Annotated in this window: 17 protein-coding genes; 6 read left to right on the forward strand and 11 right to left on the reverse strand. The window is 61.4% G+C overall.

What is annotated here, in order from left to right; genetic code table 11:
* Positions 1 to 88: 88 nt before the first annotated feature.
* From clpA to OO25_RS11940, 3 genes are all read left to right on the forward strand, one after another.
* Positions 89 to 2,410: an ATP-dependent Clp protease ATP-binding subunit ClpA gene (gene clpA / locus OO25_RS11930; RefSeq protein WP_024096356.1), complete on the forward strand. Its 2,322-nt coding sequence runs from the start codon at positions 89 to 91 to the stop codon at positions 2,408 to 2,410.
* Positions 2,411 to 2,414: 4 nt separating this feature from the next.
* Complete coding sequence (locus OO25_RS11935; RefSeq protein ID WP_040180265.1) at positions 2,415 to 3,380, forward strand: M23 family metallopeptidase; 966 nt, start codon at positions 2,415 to 2,417, stop codon at positions 3,378 to 3,380.
* 187 nt (positions 3,381 to 3,567) lie between these two features.
* Positions 3,568 to 4,152: a DUF2087 domain-containing protein gene (locus OO25_RS11940; RefSeq protein ID WP_040180267.1), complete on the forward strand. Its 585-nt coding sequence runs from the start codon at positions 3,568 to 3,570 to the stop codon at positions 4,150 to 4,152.
* Positions 4,153 to 4,162: 10 nt separating this feature from the next.
* On the opposite strand, the gene OO25_RS11945 is transcribed toward OO25_RS11940, so the two are convergent.
* The 3 genes from OO25_RS11945 to OO25_RS11955 form a co-directional block, all read right to left on the reverse strand.
* Positions 4,163 to 6,130, reverse strand: a complete 1,968-nt coding sequence (locus tag OO25_RS11945; RefSeq protein WP_040180268.1) for a peptidoglycan -binding protein — start codon at positions 6,128 to 6,130, stop codon at positions 4,163 to 4,165.
* Positions 6,131 to 6,133: 3 nt separating this feature from the next.
* Positions 6,134 to 7,315 carry a biopolymer transporter ExbB gene (locus OO25_RS11950; RefSeq protein ID WP_040173883.1) on the reverse strand — a complete coding sequence of 394 codons (1,182 nt, stop codon included), beginning with the start codon at positions 7,313 to 7,315 and terminating at the stop codon, positions 6,134 to 6,136.
* Positions 7,316 to 7,393: 78 nt separating this feature from the next.
* Positions 7,394 to 7,924, reverse strand: a complete 531-nt coding sequence (locus OO25_RS11955) for a gamma-glutamylcyclotransferase (protein WP_024096351.1) — start codon at positions 7,922 to 7,924, stop codon at positions 7,394 to 7,396.
* A gap of 67 nt (positions 7,925 to 7,991) precedes the next feature.
* Here OO25_RS11955 and OO25_RS11960 point away from each other — a divergent pair, with 67 nt between their 5' ends.
* Positions 7,992 to 8,993 (forward strand): DUF2125 domain-containing protein, encoded by a 1,002-nt coding sequence (locus OO25_RS11960; RefSeq protein WP_242407035.1) that lies wholly within the window; start codon positions 7,992 to 7,994, stop codon positions 8,991 to 8,993.
* Here OO25_RS11960 and OO25_RS11965 read toward each other — a convergent pair.
* The 3 genes from OO25_RS11965 to hisC are packed head-to-tail and all read right to left on the reverse strand — an operon-like array spanning position 8,990 to position 11,852.
* Entirely contained in the window at positions 8,990 to 9,853 is an 864-nt protein-coding gene (locus OO25_RS11965; RefSeq protein ID WP_040180271.1) for an extensin family protein, read from the reverse strand. The genes OO25_RS11960 and OO25_RS11965 overlap by 4 nt on opposite strands.
* Positions 9,850 to 10,770, reverse strand: coding sequence for a prephenate/arogenate dehydrogenase family protein (locus tag OO25_RS11970; protein ID WP_040180272.1), 921 nt, complete (start codon positions 10,768 to 10,770; stop codon positions 9,850 to 9,852). Before OO25_RS11970 ends, OO25_RS11965 begins: the two co-directional genes overlap by 4 nt.
* Positions 10,767 to 11,852 (reverse strand): histidinol-phosphate transaminase, encoded by a 1,086-nt coding sequence (gene hisC, locus OO25_RS11975; RefSeq protein WP_040180273.1) that lies wholly within the window; start codon positions 11,850 to 11,852, stop codon positions 10,767 to 10,769. The genes OO25_RS11970 and hisC overlap by 4 nt, the downstream gene beginning before the upstream one ends.
* A gap of 156 nt (positions 11,853 to 12,008) precedes the next feature.
* Between hisC and OO25_RS11980 the strand changes: the two genes are divergently transcribed.
* Positions 12,009 to 12,470 carry an Lrp/AsnC family transcriptional regulator gene (locus OO25_RS11980; protein WP_014875429.1) on the forward strand — a complete coding sequence of 154 codons (462 nt, stop codon included), beginning with the start codon at positions 12,009 to 12,011 and terminating at the stop codon, positions 12,468 to 12,470.
* 42 nt (positions 12,471 to 12,512) lie between these two features.
* On the opposite strand, the gene OO25_RS11985 is transcribed toward OO25_RS11980, so the two are convergent.
* From OO25_RS11985 to OO25_RS11995, 3 genes are all read right to left on the reverse strand, one after another.
* Positions 12,513 to 13,085, reverse strand: coding sequence for a PA14 domain-containing protein (locus tag OO25_RS11985; protein ID WP_082035080.1), 573 nt, complete (start codon positions 13,083 to 13,085; stop codon positions 12,513 to 12,515).
* Between the two features lie 206 nt (positions 13,086 to 13,291).
* Positions 13,292 to 13,912, reverse strand: coding sequence for a 30S ribosomal protein S4 (gene rpsD, locus OO25_RS11990; RefSeq protein WP_014875431.1), 621 nt, complete (start codon positions 13,910 to 13,912; stop codon positions 13,292 to 13,294).
* 245 nt (positions 13,913 to 14,157) lie between these two features.
* Positions 14,158 to 15,234: a Hint domain-containing protein gene (locus OO25_RS11995; RefSeq protein ID WP_040180275.1), complete on the reverse strand. Its 1,077-nt coding sequence runs from the start codon at positions 15,232 to 15,234 to the stop codon at positions 14,158 to 14,160.
* Between the two features lie 879 nt (positions 15,235 to 16,113).
* Here OO25_RS11995 and OO25_RS12005 point away from each other — a divergent pair.
* Positions 16,114 to 16,689, forward strand: a complete 576-nt coding sequence (locus OO25_RS12005; RefSeq protein WP_139044779.1) for a hypothetical protein — start codon at positions 16,114 to 16,116, stop codon at positions 16,687 to 16,689.
* A gap of 232 nt (positions 16,690 to 16,921) precedes the next feature.
* Here OO25_RS12005 and OO25_RS23125 read toward each other — a convergent pair whose 3' ends face one another.
* Both OO25_RS23125 and OO25_RS12010 read right to left on the reverse strand, forming a co-directional pair.
* Positions 16,922 to 17,071, reverse strand: a complete 150-nt coding sequence (locus tag OO25_RS23125; protein WP_206778542.1) for a hypothetical protein — start codon at positions 17,069 to 17,071, stop codon at positions 16,922 to 16,924.
* A gap of 25 nt (positions 17,072 to 17,096) precedes the next feature.
* Positions 17,097 to 17,549, reverse strand: coding sequence for an SDR family oxidoreductase (locus OO25_RS12010; protein WP_242407036.1), 453 nt, complete (start codon positions 17,547 to 17,549; stop codon positions 17,097 to 17,099).
* Between the last annotated feature and the right edge of the window lie 104 nt (positions 17,550 to 17,653).

A 17,653-nucleotide genomic window follows, 5' to 3' on the forward strand; every position in this document is an offset into this window, starting at 1 on the left:
AATACTATCAGGACATGGTTGGACTGTGGAAGGCTAGGCATCCGCCCTGCAGCCTCACCGCCAACCCAAGACCAAGAGGAGCACGCCCGTGCCTTCATTCTCGAGCACTTTGGAACAGGCCATTCACGCCGCGCTTGCGCTGGCAAACGAACGGCGTCACGAATTCGCAACCCTGGAACACCTGCTGCTTGCCCTGTTGGACGAGCCCGAGGCGTCGCGCGTCATGCGCGCCTGCAGCGTGGACCTCACCGAGTTGCGCGCGACCCTTGTCGAATTTGTCGATGAGGATCTCGCCAATCTGGTCACTGATATCGACGGCTCAGAAGCGGTTCCAACCGCTGCCTTTCAGCGCGTGATCCAACGCGCCGCCATCCACGTTCAAAGCTCCGGCCGGACCGAGGTCACAGGCGCCAATGTTCTGGTGGCCATCTTCGCCGAGCGTGAGAGTGACGCCGCCTACTTTCTCCAGGATCAGGACATGACCCGCTATGATGCGGTGAATTTCATCGCCCATGGCGTGGCCAAGGATCCAGCCTTTGGTGAATCCCGCCCGGTTTCCGGCTCCCCGGAGGTCGAGGATGAACCCCAGCCCACCACCGAGGGCGACAAGAAAGAGAGCGCGCTCGCGAAATACTGCGTCGATCTCAATGAGAAATCCCGCGAGGGTGACATTGACCCTCTGATCGGGCGCAGCCACGAGGTTGAGCGCTGTATTCAGGTGCTGTGCCGCCGTCGCAAAAACAATCCGCTTCTGGTGGGCGATCCCGGCGTTGGCAAAACCGCCATCGCCGAAGGCCTCGCGCGCAAAATTGTCGCTGGTGAAACCCCTGAGGTCCTGTCGGAAACCACCATTTACTCGCTCGACATGGGCGCGTTGCTGGCAGGCACCCGCTATCGCGGCGACTTTGAGGAACGCCTGAAAGCCGTGGTGACCGAGCTGGAAGATCACCCCGACGCAGTGCTGTTCATCGATGAGATCCACACCGTGATCGGCGCCGGGGCGACCTCCGGCGGGGCGATGGATGCCTCAAACCTGCTGAAGCCCGCGCTTCAGGGCGGCAAGCTGCGCACCATGGGATCCACCACCTACAAGGAATTCCGTCAGCATTTCGAGAAGGACCGCGCCCTGTCGCGCCGGTTCCAGAAAATCGACGTGAATGAACCTTCGGTTGAAGATTCCATCGAGATCCTGAAGGGGCTGAAACCCTATTTCGAGGAACATCACGGCATCCGCTTTACCAGCGATGCGATCAAATCTGCGGTCGAACTGTCGGCCCGTTACATCAATGATCGCAAACTGCCGGACAAGGCCATCGACGTCATTGATGAGGCCGGCGCCGCCCAGCATCTGGTGGTGGAAAGCAAGCGCCGCAAGACCATCGGCGTCAAGGAGATCGAGGCCGTTGTCGCCAAGATCGCCCGAATCCCGCCGAAGAATGTCTCCAAGGACGACGCCGAAGTGCTGAAGGATCTGGAACGCTCACTGAAGCGGGTGGTGTTTGGTCAGGACGCTGCAATTGACGCCCTGTCCAGTGCCATCAAACTGGCGCGGGCGGGCCTGCGTGAGCCGGAAAAACCCATTGGCAACTACCTCTTTGCAGGCCCCACCGGTGTCGGCAAAACAGAAGTGGCCAAACAGCTTGCAGATACGCTTGGCGTGGAGCTGCTGCGGTTCGACATGTCGGAATATATGGAGAAACACGCGGTCTCCCGCCTGATCGGCGCGCCTCCGGGCTATGTCGGTTTTGATCAGGGTGGCCTGTTGACCGATGGCGTCGACCAGCATCCCCATTGCGTGCTGCTGTTGGATGAAATCGAGAAGGCCCACCCGGACGTCTTCAACATCCTGTTGCAGGTGATGGACAATGGCCAGCTGACCGACCACAACGGCCGCACGGTGAATTTCCGCAATGTGGTGCTGATCATGACCTCCAACGCCGGCGCATCTGAGCAGGCGAAGGCTGCCATCGGCTTCGGCCGTGACCGGCGCGAGGGCGAGGACACCGCTGCGATTGAGCGGACGTTCACGCCGGAATTCCGCAACCGTTTGGACGCGGTCATCTCCTTCGCACCGCTGCCAAAGGATGTGATCCTGCAGGTGGTCGAGAAATTTGTCCTGCAGTTGGAAGCCCAGCTGATGGATCGCAATGTCTCGATAGAACTGACCCGCAAGGCCGCCGAATGGCTGGCGGACAAGGGCTATGATGACCGGATGGGGGCCCGTCCCCTGGGCCGCGTCATTCAGGAGCACATCAAGAAGCCGCTGGCTGAGGAGCTGCTGTTCGGCAAACTCGCCAAAGGTGGTCTTGTCAAGGTCGGCATCAAGGATGGCAAACTGGATCTCCGGATCGAAGGCCCAGCCAAACCGCGCATCTCGGGAGACAAGCCGCCCCTTCTGACGGCTGAGTAACCCCATGCGGCTCCTGCCTTTGGCATTTATCTCATCGCTCGCCGCGCCTGTCGCGGCGAGCGATCTTGTTCTGGATTGGCCCGTCGACTGCACTTTGGGTGACAGCTGCCAGATCCAGCAATATGTCGACCGCGCTTTGGGGCCGGCGACACAGGATTTCACCTGCAACCCTCTTACCTACGATGGCCACAAAGGGACTGACATTGCCCTGCCCTACCTCAGCGACATGGACGCTGGCGTCACCGTTTTCGCCGCCGCAGACGGCACCGTGGTTGGCAGCCGCGACGGGATGGAAGACCGCTATTCCACCGGCCCCGGCGATCCGGCCATTGAAGGGCGCGAATGCGGCAACGGGGTTCTGCTGCGCCATGGCGACGGCTGGGAAACCCAATACTGCCACATGAAACGCGGCTCCATTCTTGTGCAATCCGGCGACAAGGTGAGCGCAGGCACCCCCCTGGGGGAGATCGGCCTTTCCGGCAACACCCAGTTCCCGCATCTGCACCTTTCCGTGCGCAAGGATGGCAAGACGGTTGATCCGTTCGGCCCCCGCATGGAGCAGGGTTGCGGATCTGATATCGGTCAACCGCTCTGGGCAGACGACATCACCTATCAGGCTGGCGGGTTTCTTGGCAGCGGGTTTGCCGATCATGTCCCGAAATTCGCCGCGATCAAGGCCGGGACCGCAGATCAGGCCCCCCTGCCCGCCGGATCAGGCGCATTGGTCTTTTGGGCCTATGCCTTCGGGGCGCGCAGTGGCGATCAGCTGATGCTGGAGATCGACGGGCCTGGCGGCCCCTTGCTGGAGCAGACAGAGCGGCTGGAGAAGACCCAGGCGCAATTGTTCCGCGCATCTGGCAAGAGGGTCCGCGGCGCGGGGCTGTCCCCCGGTCGCTACATCGCCACGGCGACGCTGATGCGCGACGGAGAGGTCATTGATCAGCACCAGAAGGACATGACGGTGGACTAGACCAAAGCCTCTTGGCCTCGCCTTACCTACCCGCTAGGCTAGGGTCACGGTCGGCAGACACCGAGGCGTCGCTGCTCCCGCATGGGAGAGCTAAACCTGCCATCCAATCGAACGGTTTCCATTGCACATGGCGCCGCGTCGTCAAGCCAGCGACCAACGACCAGGACGGGCGCCAATTGGATGCAATATGACCCGCAAATCTCTTCCCTTACAGGTCGATGACCTGTCGCATTTCTCCCGCGCTCTGGCCCGTCAACTGGGGGAGGCAAGCCCACCCCACCTGACGCTGATGAATATGCTGGCGCGCGCGGCCGGGTTTCAGAACCTGCAACACCAGCGCGCCGTTCAGGCCGCTGCCGGACGTCTGGCGCAGGCCAACACGGCCGCCCCCGCTGACCACCGGCTGATTGAACGCACACTCACCCAATTTGACGCTTCAGGACGACTGCTGCGCTGGCCCTCCCGACGGGCGGTACAGACTCTTGCGCTCTTTGGTCTATGGGCGGTGTTCCCGCCTGACACGTTGCTAAGCGAGACGGAGGTGAACAGAATCCTGCTGGCAGAACATGACTTCAAGGACCCCGCGACCCTGCGCCGGACCATGATTTCCTGCGGCCTGCTGACGCGTCAGCGAGATGGCAGCGATTACAGGCGGATTGAGCAGGAACCACCGACTGAGGCGAAGGCGCTGATATCCCGCCTGTCGGCACGGCGAAAACAACGCTCAGCGCTCGCGACTGCGGGACCAGAGGGAAGAGCGCCAAGGCGATAACACAGCCCCGTCAGCGTTCGGTGAACTTCAGCTCAATCCGGCGATTTTGCGCCCGGGCCGCTGCGGTCTGTGCAGGGTTCACAGGCTGATACTCGCCAAACCCATTGGCAGACAGGCGCTCGGGCGGTATGCCCAGCGCCTGCACCATATAGCGCACAACCGACAGGGCGCGGCCCTGGCTCAGCTCCCAGTTGTCGGCAAATTTCGGGTGGATACCAAGCGGCGTATCATCCGTGTGACCATCCACACGGATGATCCAATTGATCTCGGGCGGGATTGCCGCTGCAACGGCCTGAAGGATACCGGCGACCTTGCCAATCTCGGCCCGCCCGGCCGGTGACAGATCCGCGCTCCCCGGGGCAAACAACACCTCAGAGGCAAAGACAAAGCGATCGCCCTCAATCCGCACCCCCTCCTGATTGCCCAGTACATCCCGCAGGCGGCCAAAGAATTCCGAGCGGTACTGCTCCAGATCCTGGGCCTTGCTGCTCAGCTGCTCTGCTTCGGCTTCCAGTCTTTTGCGCTCACTTTCTTCCAGCAGACGACGGCGGCGTTCCTCCGCAGCGGCCCGCGCCAGTGCGGCGTTCAGATCCTGACCGAGATTTTGCATCTGCACCGATTGAGCGGCGTCGCGGGCTTTGTAGTCATCCAACAGCGCCTGCAACCCGCCGAGCTGCTCTCGCAGCGCCGCAACCTGTTGGTTGAGAAGTGCCGTCTGTCGCTGCGCCTCCTCCGAAACCGCCTGCTCCGTGCTGAGGCTCTCGCGGGCCTGTGCCAAGAGGGCCGCGCGCTGTTCGGCGAGGCTGGCCAGATCTGCGGTTTCTGCGGCCCGCTCTTCGCCCTCAGTCAGCGCCGCCAGCAGGCGTTGTTGCAGCACCTCCCGGTCAGCAGCTGCTGCATTAGCCTGTTCCAGCTTAGACAGCGCCTCCAGCAGACGCTGTTCCGTCTCGGCCTGTGCTGTCGCCGTGCTTTCCAGCTCAGACGTTGCCGCGTCGCGGCTCTCGCGCAGCTGCTCCAGCTCTGCCTGCAGCGCGGCAACCTGTGCATCCGCACTGGTCTGCGTGGTTTCCAACTGCGCCAGAACACGGGTCAGTCGCTCGGCCAATGCGTCACGGTCCGCGTTAGTGGCCTTCGCGACGTCTAGCTTCTCCAAGACGTCCGCCAGCTGCGCATCCAGTTGCCCCTTGGCGGTTTCCGCTGCCGCCAGCAACGTCAGCGTATCTTCAGCCGCCTGACGCTGTTCTTCCAGCGCCAGTGTCATCGCCGTCAATTCTGCGTCTGCCGTCTTCAAGCGATTTCGCAGCGCCTCTGCGGCAGCCGCCTCGGCAAGACGCGCCGCCTCGGCATCGGTCAGCTCCGTCTCCAATTGCGAGACTGCTGCACTTGCCTCAGACGCCTGCCCTTCGAGGTCGGCAACAAGCGCTTCCAGCGCCTCCCGCTTGGCTGCGGCAAGGCGCGCAGCCTCTGTCTGGGCATCAATTTCATCGCGACTGGCCGCAAGAGCCTGCGCCAGAGTATCCCGCTCCCCTTCCAGATCGCTCTGTGCCGCCTGCAGCGCTGCGCGCTCTGCGGTCAGATCACGAATGGTTGCGTTGGCGTCCTGCTGTTGCAGCAGCAACTGGGCGACCTGCGCCTCAAAATCGCTGATCTCGCCCCGCGCAGCTGCAAGGTTTGCCTCTGCAGTTTCCAACGCACCCTGGGTGGTTCCAAGCGTGGCCGACAGCGCCCCAAGACGCGCCTGCAATTGGCTGTTCTCGCGTTCTTCGAGGCCAAGAGCATCAGCGAGCGCCCCAACTTCCGCTGCCAGCTCATCCAGCTGGCTTTCCTGCCCGGAAATCGTCTCCCGCAGGACAAATTGAACCACCATGAAAATGGTCAGGAGAAACATCAGAACCAGCAGCAACCCGGTCATCGCATCTACGAAACCCGGCCAGATCGAAGCCTGAAAACGCTGTCCGGTGCGACGTGACAGGGCCATCGCTTAGTCCTCGGATCCGCGCGCGCTGCGGCCCAATCCACGCGGTCTGGCAAAGGCCTTGACCAAGAGATCGATATCTTTGCGCAGCTCGGCCAGGCTTTCCTGACGACCGGCGGAGATTTCCTCAAGAATACGCAGCATCTGCACATCAATGGAGCGCAGCCGCATCCGGCTTTCGGCGTCCAGCCCAACATCCCCCTGGGCACGCATCAGCTCGGTCAGGGCTTCCTGCCCGACAGCCACCCGTTCAAGCGCGCGCGCGGTGCCTTCGGACTGATCCTGCCGCCGGTTCATATCCGTGATCGCATCAACCAGCGCGGACAGCTTCTGATCCACCCCGGCGCGCCCTTCGGAGGATTGGACAAACATCGCCTGCAGCGCATCCATTTGCTCGGTCATACTGTCCAGCACCCCGGCAAGCGCGCTGTTGTCACCGCCACCTGGCTCCTCGCCGGAGGAGAAACTGACCCGCGTGAAGGAGGAAAGCCATTCCTCAAGCTCGCGGTAGAACCGGTTCTGACCATGGCCTGCAAACAGCTCCAGCAAGCCGACAATCAGCGATCCTGCCAGCCCCAGCAACGATGAGGCAAAGGCAACGCCCATGCCACCCAGCTGCGCCTCAAGCCCGGTCATCAGCCGATTGAACACCGCAATGCCCTCTTCCCCTTCCTGCGGGGCGAGGCTGCGGATAGTGTCCACCACCGCAGGCACTGTAGTGGCCAGACCGTAGAATGTTCCCAAAAGGCCAAGGAAAATCAGCAGGTTCACAATGTAACGCGTAATTTCGCGCTCTTCATCAATCCGCGTGGCAACGGAATCCAAGATCGACCGGGTCGAAGACGACCCAAGCTGCATTCGCGCCCCGCGTGAGCGCAGCAGAGAGGCCAGCGGCGCCAGCATCGACGGCGGGCGATCATCGTCACTGGTCACACCGGCGGCGAACCCTTCGATCCAGCGCACCGAACCGATCAGCTGCAGCACCTGCCAGAAACAGGCCATCACACCAAAGACAAACACCAGCAGGATAAACCCGTTGAGCCATGGATTGGCCTCAAACACCGGCAGGACCCGCGGCAGCGCCACAAAGGCCCCAAACCCCGACAGCCCAAGGGCAATCAGCATCATGATGATCTGGCGTACCGGTTGAGAAAACTGCGGCCTGCTTTCGCGGTCTGGCTGCGCCATGGTCCGTGGCTCCTGACACTTTTTTGGTGCTCTTGCAGAACCGGAGCCTATAGGCAAAACCTCAAAAGAGCCAAGGCTTTATGATGCAAGATCCCGCACACGCGCCGACAGCCAATCCAAATCGGCATCGCGCAACCCGATCTCGGCCAGATGCTCCGCCGTATTGAAGAGGTATTCGGTATTGGGGCCACGTCCGCCCACCGCCTCCGCAATGATCCGCGCCTGAGTTTCCAGACTGATGCCGCCGCAATATTGGTTGTGGTCCGGGTCAATCACATAGGTGACCGCCGTCACGTCCCCCCCGCTGGCCAGCTGGACGGTCAGATCTTTCTCCACATAGGCCGAGGAGATCAGCTCCCGCGCCCGCAGCTCCTGCAATGTCTGTTCCTCGTGGCCCGCCTCAACCGCCAGCGCGATCCCGGTGCAGGCGGCGCCATCTATCGCGTCCAATGCCAGAACCAGCCCCGGCTTCTCCTCGCTGCCGCGATGATGGATGGATTTCATGCAGAAGGACCGGGCATAACCCGGCAGCGTCGCGACTTCGCGGCGGGCCACCGGAAAGCCCGGGTTCCACAACAAAGATCCGTATCCAAATACCCACATGGTCATGACGCTGGCCCTTTTTTGATCGCGGTCTATAAACATCAAATTCAACGTCCAGAAAAGAGGCCGAATGATGATCCGATGGACAAAACTGCTGTTGATTGCCGCCGGCGTCTGGAGCCTTTACTGGGCCATTGCGGGCTGGGGCCTGCGTCAGGGGCTTGATGGTTGGTTTGCCGAGCAACAGCGACAGGGCTGGCAGGCCGATTATGGGTCGCTGCGCACCTCGGGTTTTCCGCTGTATCATCATCACCGGATCACCACCCCCACCCTCGCCGACCCCGGCACCGGCACCGCATGGCGTGCCGACTGGCTGGATATTCGCAGTCTGGCACTCTGGCCCGGCACCCTGACGTTGCTTTTACCGCAGACACCACAGCGGCTGTCCTATTTTGATGAGACGGCGATCCTTCAGGCGGACGGGCTGCAGGCAAATGTGCGGCTGGCCCCCGGATCTGCACGAGAACTGGAACACCTACACATAACCGCTGGCCCTTGGACGGTACGGAGTGAGGACAACACCGATCTTGGTGGGCAAGCCTTTAAGTTGGAGATGACCCAGACAGACGCGCCAAACCGCTACCAGATCCGCGCAGAAGGGACCGGCCTGACCCCACATCCGCTACTGCGCCAACGTCTGGCCGCCACAGAGGGGCTGCCCGAACGGCTGGAAACGGTCATTGCCGATATGACGGTCACCTTCGACACGCGCTGGGATCGCAACGCGATTGAACTGCGACGCCCGCAACCCCGCAATATCACGCTCCACCTCGCCGAAGCCCGTTGGGGACCGATGCGGATCAAGGCCACGGGGGATATCAGCCTTGATGAAACCGGGCTGCCGGAGGGCGACCTTGCGCTGCAGGTCGAGAACTGGCAGGACATTCTGCAAATGGCAGAGACCGCTGGCAACCTGCCGCCTCGTGTTCGCGCGGGCATTGAACAGGTGCTGCAGGTCTTCGCCGGTCTTGGCGGAAATCACCGGGACCTTGATCTGCCGCTAACGCTCAAATCCGGCTATGTCGCACTCGGGCCGCTGCCCCTTGGCCCGGCGCCCCGTCTGGTCCTGCGCTAACGACAGTAAGGACCGCCGCGATGGCGCGCCACATCCAGATGGAAATGGTCCAGATGGTAGCGATCTGAGAGCGGCCCCAGCACGGTGCCAAATGGACCACAGGCGCCTTTCCACATCTTGCGCAGCCCCTTGCGCGTGGCACGCGCGGTCCAGCCTTTCAGCACGGTAATCACCTTGCCGCTCTCCAGAACAAAGCCTGAGATATCAATCGCCTTGCCGCGCCCGTGTTCGGAGATCTTGGCCCCCGGGCGGTTGTTGCGGGTGCGGCAGGAATAATGCGCAGCCACCCGCATGGAGACCACTTTGTCACGGCGGCCAAAGGCCTTGATCACATCCCGCTCGACCCATTTCTTGAGCGCGCGCGCGGTGTCACAAGTCATTACCGACTGCTGGCTGAGCGTCACCCCCGCGACCGAGCGCACGCGCACGGCATTCTTTGCCCCGCAACCGTTCAGTCGACCGGGCACCGTGCCAACCTTGCTGCCCTGAATGTCGATATCACCGCAGACAGAGGTTTTGCGCCGTTTGCGTTTGCCGAACAGGATCTTCTCCGCCAGATCCCCGGGGCGCAAATGTGGGCGCAGAGAGGCATCAGGCCCCGCGGGCATCAGCGGCAGGCTCAACGCGGCCAGGGCGATAGCCTGCTCCGACTGCGGGCGCGATTGAGGCCGCAGCTCTGCCGTGACAGGGAGCACAGCAGCCGCCACTGTCGCACCTGACACCAGATCGGGGCGCGCATTGGGCCGTAGGGAACGCTCCGGTGCGTTGGCAGCAGTGGCCCCCGCGCTGGCAGCGATCAGGGCGGTCAGCCCAGCTGCGATTGAGAGAGCCTGCAGTCCCGCCGCCCAGCCGCGTCTCATGATGTGGTCTCGCGGCCAAAGTTTGGTGCGGCAGTATCCTGCCCCGCCTCGATAATGCCGCGGCGGATGGCGCGGGTGCGGGTGAAATACTGGTGCAGATGCTCGCCGTCTCCGGTGCGGATCGCCCGCTGCAGCGCAAACAACTCCTCCGTGAAGCGACCCAATATTTCCAGCGTCGCATCCTTGTTGGTCAGGAAGACATCGCGCCACATGGTCGGATCGGAAGCCGCAATCCGGGTAAAGTCCCGGAACCCCGCAGCCGAATATTTGATCACCTCACTGTCGGTCACCCGGCGCAGATCGTCGGCGACCCCTACCATCGTATAGGCGATCAGATGCGGCGCGTGGGAGGTGACAGCCAAAACCAGATCATGGTGATCAGCATCCATCTCATCAACATTGGCGCCCATCCCCTCCCAAAGCTGCCGCAGGCGGTCCACCGGCGCACGAGCACTGCCCTCCACCGGCACCAGCAGGCACCAGCGATTGTCATAAAGCTCGGCAAACCCGGCCTCTGGCCCGGAATGTTCCGTCCCGGCCAATGGGTGCGCGGGCACAAAATGCACCCCCTCCGGGATATGTGGTTGCACCACGTCGATCACATGACGTTTGACCGACCCCACGTCGGAAACCGTAGCACCGGGTTTCAGCACTGGCGCAATGTCCGCCATCACAGCATCCATCGCCCCCACAGGCACACAGAGCACAACCAGATCAGCGTCCTGCGCCGCCTCCGAAGCTGTATCGCAGACACGATCGCACAGGTTGATCCGACGTGCGGTCTCGCGGGTCTCGGCGCTGCGGGCATAGCCGGTGATCTCGCCTGCCAGCCCGCCGCGGCGAATGGCATGCGCCATGGAGGAGGCGATCAGGCCAAGACCGATCAACGCGATGCGGGTGTAGATCGGCGCGCTCATGCTGCGCCATCCTTGAACGCTTTCATCGCCTTAACCAGCGCTTTGCAGGCGGTCTCATCCCCGACGGTGATCCGCAGCGCTGCTGGCAGTTTATACCCCGAAACCCGGCGTACGATCAGCCCGCGCGACTGCAGAAATGTGTCACAGGCGCCGGCCTCTTCCGGGCTGGCAAACCGCGCCAGAATGAAGTTGGCGCAGGAGGTATCAGAGGGGATGCCCAGTTCCGCCAGTGCCTCCGCCAGCCAGCTCCGCCATTTGGCATTCTCCTGACGGCAATGTTCGGTGTAATCGGTATCGCGCACCGCAGCTTCGGCCCCAGCCAGCGCGGTGGAAGAGAGGTTGAACGGCCCGCGCACCCGGTTCAGCACGTCGATGATCGGCCTTGGCGCATAGCCCCAGCCAACCCGCGCGCCACCCAGTCCGTAGATCTTGGAGAAGGTACGCGTCATCACAACATTGTCGCGGCTGGCCACCAGCGCGGCACCGGCGTCATACCCCTCGACATATTCCGCATAGGCCCCATCCAGCACCAGCAGCGCGCCCTTGGGCAGACCATCCGCCAGGCGCGCCAGATCAGCGGTGCCGATCATGGTCCCTGTGGGATTGTTCGGATTGGCGATGAACACCAACCGCGTGCGCTCCGTGCAACCTGCCAGCAAGGCGTCAACATCTGTGACACGGTCGCGCTCGGCGACCTCAACTGGTGTCGCCCCGGCGGCAAGCGCACTGATGCGATACATGGCAAAGCCATGCTCGGTGAACAACACCTCATCACCCGGCCCCGCATAGGCCTGACAGAGAAAGGTGATGATCTCGTCACTGCCGGCCCCGCAGATGATCTGCTCCATCGGCAGGCCGTAGACCTCCCCGATGGCCTGCCGCAGGCCACTGTGATCCGAGCTTGGATATCGATGCATCTCGGAAACCGCCGCCTTCATTGCCTCAATGGCTTTCGGGCTTGGCCCAAGCGGGTTTTCATTGGAGGAGAGCTTGGTCACATTGCTCATCCCCTTCACATGGGCAGCCCCACCCTCATAGAGAGCGATATCCAGAATGCCAGGCTGCGGCGCGATGTGGGTCATGATAGATGCTCCTTAGATGCCGCTTCGTAATAACCACCTTGACCGCAATGGGAAAGCGGCAAGACGTCCCGCTTTCGGTTGCAAGGGTCTGGTTCCGGGCAGCACCGCAACACTGAGCGATTGAACTCCCGTTTGCCCCCTGCCTATGATGGCGCCATGACGCATAAGCTGGACCACATCGACCTTGCCCTACTGCGCGCGTTGCAGCGTGACGCAAGCCTGTCTCAACGCGATCTGGCGGAACAAGTCGGCCTGTCGCAGAACGCCTGCTGGCGGCGGCTGAAAACCCTCGGGGAAAGCGGCCTGATGCAGGGCACCACCGCCCGGCTGGACCGCAAACAGCTTGGGCTGGATCTGGTGGTATTTGTCATGCTGCGCACACGGCATCATTCCGCGGACTGGCTGCAGACTTTCCGCCGCCACGTACTGACCATCCCCGAGGTGGTCGATTTTCACCGTATCGGCGGGGACTACGATTATCAGCTCAAGGTGGTGACCGAAGATATGGCGAGTTATGACAAAGTCTACCAGCGCCTGATCGAAGGGGTCGAGCTGGACAGCGTCACCTCATATTTCGCGATGGAAGCCATCGCAGAGGGACGCCCGCTGCCATTGTAGCGGCGGGCACCACCCCGGTGGCATCATGATCGCCGCCCGCTGTTACCGGCCAAAGGCCTTGTTCGGCATCCAGGTGACACGGCTGCCTTCCGGCCCCATCCGCATATGCAGGCAAGAGGTGTTCAACCGCTGAAAATACAGCACCTGCAGCGGATACCAGCCCGCCTTGGGCACCTCTACCTTCTGGGCAAAGGTCTCCTGACAGGTCTGGCGACCATCGAACTTGCCGACAACCTTGCCGCCGATCACCGCGCGCATCCCGTCATTGGTTAGAAAATCAATGGTATAGATGCCCGGCGCATCAAATCGTACATAGCCGCGAATATCCGCCGCGACATTCTCGGAGCGTTTTGAGGTCAGCGCCTTCTGCCCAACGCTGGTATCGCGATAGTCCAGCCCTTTGAGCGGTGGACCAACTTCTGCACCGGCTTCCAGCGCCTTGGCGGCGCTGCGCAGCGTTTTTACATCATCAGGATAGGCATAACGCACCGACAGGCCGGGTTTCAGCCCGCGAGGCTGCGGATCCGCCGGTGTCAGGCGCAGGGGGGCCGCCCATGTCAATGTTGCCGTCACAGCCGCCATCGCAGCCAACCCCAGAATACGGGTCATCTTCATCGTCTACCTTCCTGTTCCATGGCCTCTGAACGGGCCTCTGGGGGCAGGATAGGTCTGTGAGGGGGCCGCTGACAATCGCTAATGCCATTGGCGCAAGCCGGGTGGTGCGAGCGTTGGACAGCCGAAACCGCAGCGATGGCCCTCAAACGAAAAAAGGGGCCGCCCGATGGCAGCCCCTTTTCTGTCTTGTCCGGTTGGGACAGGACTTAGTTCTTGGCGTAGAATTCGACGACCAGGTTCGGTTCCATGACAACCGGATACGGCACGTCGGACAGGCCCGGTGCGCGCACGAAGGTGGCGGTCATTTTGGAGTGGTCGGCTTCAACGTAGTCAGGCACGTCACGCTCTGCCAGCTGAACAGCTTCCAGCAGCGCGGTCATTTGCTTGGACTTCTCGCGAACTTCGATCACATCGCCTTCCTTCACGCGGTAGGAGGGGATGTTCACGCGCTTGCCGTTGACCAGCACGTGACCGTGGTTCACGAACTGACGAGCCGCAAAAACGGTTGCAACAAACTTGGCACGGTAAACAACCGCGTCCAGGCGGCGTTCCAGCAGACCAATGAGGTTCTCACCGGTGTCGCCTTTTACACGCTCAGCTTCAGAGTAGATGCGACGGAACTGCTTCTCGGTCAGGTCGCCGTAGTAGCCTTTCAGCTTCTGCTTGGCGCGCAGCTGGATACCGAAATCGGACAGCTTGCCCTTGCGGCGCTGACCGTGCTGGCCGGGGCCGTATTCACGACGATTCACCGGGGACTTCGGACGGCCCCAGATGTTTTCGCCCATACGGCGGTCAATTTTGTACTTGGCAGACGTGCGTTTGGTCACGGCTGATCTCCTTCAGTGTATATCGCAACCAGATGGCTGCATCGAAGGGCGTTGTCCTCTTGCTCCGCGTTGCACTCACGCGCGCTTCGGGCATGACAGGCATTCCCTTGCGGGAGCCACCAACACCAATGAAGCCGCGTGTATAGACGAGGGCTGGAGAGAGTCAACCAGCTTTTCGGGCGCCATGCCCTGCGCCGAAAAACAGGGCAATATCCAAGGGACCACCGCCTCAGATCCACGATGGATCAGGCGGCAGCGTGGCGCAAGATGGCCGCCTCCGGCTGGCTCAGATTGCGTCGCGCAAAATCGCCATAGCGCATCGGATCCGCCTCCAGATCCGGCAACACCTGCAGCAGGCGCGCCCGGTCTTCACAGCGCAGCGCGCCCAGCGTGGCCTGGGCCGGATGGAAACTCTCCGTCTCCACCCCATTCGCCCAAAGCACCTGATGATCCGACAGCAACAGATGGATATAAGTGACCTCGCGCAACTGGGTGTCGACGGCAATATCGCGCCCGTTGACCAGATCTCGCGCTGCAACCAGTACCTCGGAGGTGTTGAACAGGCTCTGCACATGCGGCCCGCGCAACAACATGCGGTGGCTGGGAGAGACCAGAAGATCCGCATCCGGCCGCTGCATGCCAAGCGCGCCGCCCCTGATCCGCACCGGACGCAGCTCAGGCGCCACAAACAGGCGCGCGCCCGTCATCCGCCGCGCACCGATCCACTGGATTTGCTGGGCACCACTGTCGCGGGTCTGGATCCAGTCCCCTTCCTGCAAGTGTTCGACCGGCACCCCGCCTGCGGGCGTCCGCAAGATCGTGCCGGGCGTAAAACAGATCACCCCGGTATGGGACGTCACATTCGCCCGGTCGCAGCCCTCAAGCCGCACATCTACAATCCAGAGATCAGTATCCTGCGGAGGGTGACTATCCACGAACATCAACAACGGACGTTGCCCCTGCCCCACCTCGATCAGGGTGACAGTGTAATTGCGCAACCCGTCCGTGACCACAAAATGGCGGTCCCGCAGCACCGTCCCGGCGTCCGCCTCTACAGCCTGCGACCCGGTTTCTTCAACCTTGGGATCTATCGCCAGCCCCACCAACCGACGCACGCTGCGCGCGGCGCTGCGCCGCAAATCGCGCGCTCCATCGCTCCGTTCCAACTGCAGAAGGTTCCCCGGCCCGTCAACGCGCAAGGGCGCTCCGCCCCATCGCCAACTGGCCCCAGTCGCGACGGCGGATACCGGCGCCCCTGGCAGACCATCAACCTCGGTCTGCCCCCACGAAATGACGTAGGTGCCTCGAAAGCCTGTTTGCATATGCTCGACTGCCTGCCTATGGCGATTTTTTGTTAAGCCAACGTTAACAAAACCAAGCCCGCTGCAAAAGCACTTCACAAAGGCAAAAACATTCCAGCGGCGCAGATGCCACAGCGCGCTGCCGGAATGGCCTTGTCTTTGAACAAATGCTGTCAGGCACCAGGGGGCTTGAACACCCGGTACCGCCCTGCCCGACAGCCCCTGTGTATCCCGATCGGCGACATCTTGGCCCGAGCGTACCCGGACGTGGAACTGCGGCTGCTTGCAGGCACCCGTCCCCTGGATCTATGCAGCGTGATGCGGATATAGCTTTGCGACCAATCCTGAACCCGCCCGAACACTGGATCGGCCGCAACTTGTTGCCGGTGTCCTATGCAGTCTGTGCGCCTTCAGAATACGTGCAGACCATGCAAGGTCTCCCGCCGGAACAACACCGCTGGCTGCAGCTTGACGACCGCCTGCAATAATTACCGATGAATAGAATCACAGCGATGCATAAGGCCGCGTCGGCTCCGGTGTCTCTGACCAGTTCGGTCACGGGGATGTATGAACTGCTCCGGGCCAGTCGCGGGATTGTGGTACTGCTCTGCTATCTCGGTCAGGCTTGCCTTGAATTGCAGCAAGTACACGCTTCTCCGGCGAAGAATGACACCTGCCTCTGGCTGCTCGCGCATCCTGACATCAGACGAAGTGCAAGGGTGCGTGCCTTCTTTGAATCTGCCACCGGCAGGATCCGAGAAGGCGCGTTGGGGTTTTCTGAACGGCTATGACTATGGCGGGTTTCAAATCCTGTTACAGTCGGAGCCCGCCCCTTAGGTTTGCCTGTTTCAACACCCAGCCGCCTCAGTCAAAGCGCTGGTGCCAAATGACCTGCATGCAGTGACCAAAGGTGAAAACAGCGACGCCACCAAGACGGTCCAGCCATTTTTCCTCAACCTCATCTGCACATTGCTAGGCAATGTTGTCGAACACGATAGCGATGAACGCATAGGGATTACCATCGCCGCCGCGGTCCGTGGCCTCCACGAAGACTGCTCCGAAGTCCCGTTCAGAGTTGGCTCTGGCAGCCGCACTGAAAATGTCGGCACCATAGGCTTTCTGAATGCTTACATATTCACGGTTTCAGACCCGTGCCAGATGCCCGCTAACGAGGTGATCAGAATCGTATTCAAGCACCTCGTCATGGGCGCCAAGAAAACCATCGACCGACTCGGCCGCTGCCAGATCCTTGAAGGGTGCCCACCCCGGAAAGATAATATCGCCCAGCATCAGAACCTTCTGATCCAGGGCCTAGATGACGCTATTGCCCGGGCTGTGGTTCAGACCTTTGTATTCAGGCTGACGTCGCTGAGAGCCAATCTCAAGCGTCCTGTTGTCGGTGAAGGGGCGTCGGGACCGGGCGGTTCGGATCCTTCTGCTCGGCGAGATCCGCTGCGGCTTCTTCTTGCGCAATGATGACAGCATTATCCGGATAGATCGACGCCGCGCCAATGTGGTCCGTATGAGTATGGCCGTGAATGACATGAGTGATTGGCTCATCCGTCACGCTGGAAATTGCAGCAAGAATTTACTCCCCAGAGGTTGGCGGCGGATCAATAGCGATCACACCTTCACCGGTGATCGGAAACATCATCGGATGGGCGCCATCGTGAACCACGTGTCTGCCGCCGCCGAAACCCTCGATGGCCTAGCCGATGTTGGGATCAATCGCCGGGCCTGTCGCTGTCGCCGGAACAGGTGCAAACCTGTGGGTGAGATCCCCATCGGCGCCAGCTACACCTGCCCCAGCGGTCAGGGCAAGGGCAACCAGTGAGGACAATCGAAAATTGACTTCCACTTTTTTCTCCTCTTTCCTTGACCCCTTAGGCGTCGTCTCGCACAGCGAGTGTGGCACCAGTGTTTTGGCCTCCAACCTCGGCCTCATCGGCTTTGGCAGTATCCGCCGCCGTAACCCCCGCCGCGGAGTCTATGCCCATCATTTCCATGGTTTCCTTGAAGAACTCCGGGCTGACCACATTCACCCGCATGCCCCGTTCCAGCTTAAGTGCTGCCGCCTTGGCAGAGGACTCCAAATCCCCCTTGACCGTGCTGAGAATGGTTGGCCCCGGCGATGGCTTCTGGGACAGGATACCAGAGACCAGCGTAATCGAGCCGCCATCTCGAATGTGGTTTTGGCCAACCCGGACAAGGTTTACCTGACCCTTCAGCCTATTTGATAGCGCCCGATCAAAGTCATCATGGCAGAGCTCTTTGAAAGCCCCAAAATCAGAAACCCCTGCTGCCCAGACAACCGCATCACCAGGCTTTGCGGCCATATTCATAGCCCCGGCTGACGACTTCGATCCAAGATAAATCTCGATATCCCCTTCCCTGCCCGGATGAGTTCATGTTTGGCCGAAAGCGTCGCTCCGGGGTCTTG

The organism is Phaeobacter sp. S60 (assembly GCF_000826845.1).
Classification (GTDB): Bacteria; Pseudomonadota; Alphaproteobacteria; order Rhodobacterales; family Rhodobacteraceae; genus Phaeobacter; species Phaeobacter piscinae.

Excerpts from the sequence above, each read along its gene's own strand:
- OO25_RS11935 (WP_040180265.1), top strand. The coding sequence starts at position 2,415 with ATGCGGCTCCTGCCTTTGGCATTTATCTCATCGCTCGCCGCGCCTGTC.
- OO25_RS11940 (WP_040180267.1), top strand. The coding sequence starts at position 3,568 with ATGACCCGCAAATCTCTTCCCTTACAGGTCGATGACCTGTCGCATTTC.
- OO25_RS11945 (WP_040180268.1), bottom strand. The coding sequence starts at position 6,130 with ATGGCCCTGTCACGTCGCACCGGACAGCGTTTTCAGGCTTCGATCTGG.
- OO25_RS11950 (WP_040173883.1), bottom strand. The coding sequence starts at position 7,315 with ATGGCGCAGCCAGACCGCGAAAGCAGGCCGCAGTTTTCTCAACCGGTA.
- OO25_RS11955 (WP_024096351.1), bottom strand. The coding sequence starts at position 7,924 with ATGACCATGTGGGTATTTGGATACGGATCTTTGTTGTGGAACCCGGGC.
- OO25_RS11960 (WP_242407035.1), top strand. The coding sequence starts at position 7,992 with ATGATCCGATGGACAAAACTGCTGTTGATTGCCGCCGGCGTCTGGAGC.
- OO25_RS11965 (WP_040180271.1), bottom strand. The coding sequence starts at position 9,853 with ATGAGACGCGGCTGGGCGGCGGGACTGCAGGCTCTCTCAATCGCAGCT.
- OO25_RS11970 (WP_040180272.1), bottom strand. The coding sequence starts at position 10,770 with ATGAGCGCGCCGATCTACACCCGCATCGCGTTGATCGGTCTTGGCCTG.
- hisC (WP_040180273.1), bottom strand. The coding sequence starts at position 11,852 with ATGACCCACATCGCGCCGCAGCCTGGCATTCTGGATATCGCTCTCTAT.
- OO25_RS11980 (WP_014875429.1), top strand. The coding sequence starts at position 12,009 with ATGACGCATAAGCTGGACCACATCGACCTTGCCCTACTGCGCGCGTTG.
- OO25_RS11985 (WP_082035080.1), bottom strand. The coding sequence starts at position 13,085 with ATGAAGATGACCCGTATTCTGGGGTTGGCTGCGATGGCGGCTGTGACG.
- OO25_RS11995 (WP_040180275.1), bottom strand. The coding sequence starts at position 15,234 with ATGCAAACAGGCTTTCGAGGCACCTACGTCATTTCGTGGGGGCAGACC.
- OO25_RS12010 (WP_242407036.1), bottom strand. The coding sequence starts at position 17,549 with ATGGCCGCAAAGCCTGGTGATGCGGTTGTCTGGGCAGCAGGGGTTTCT.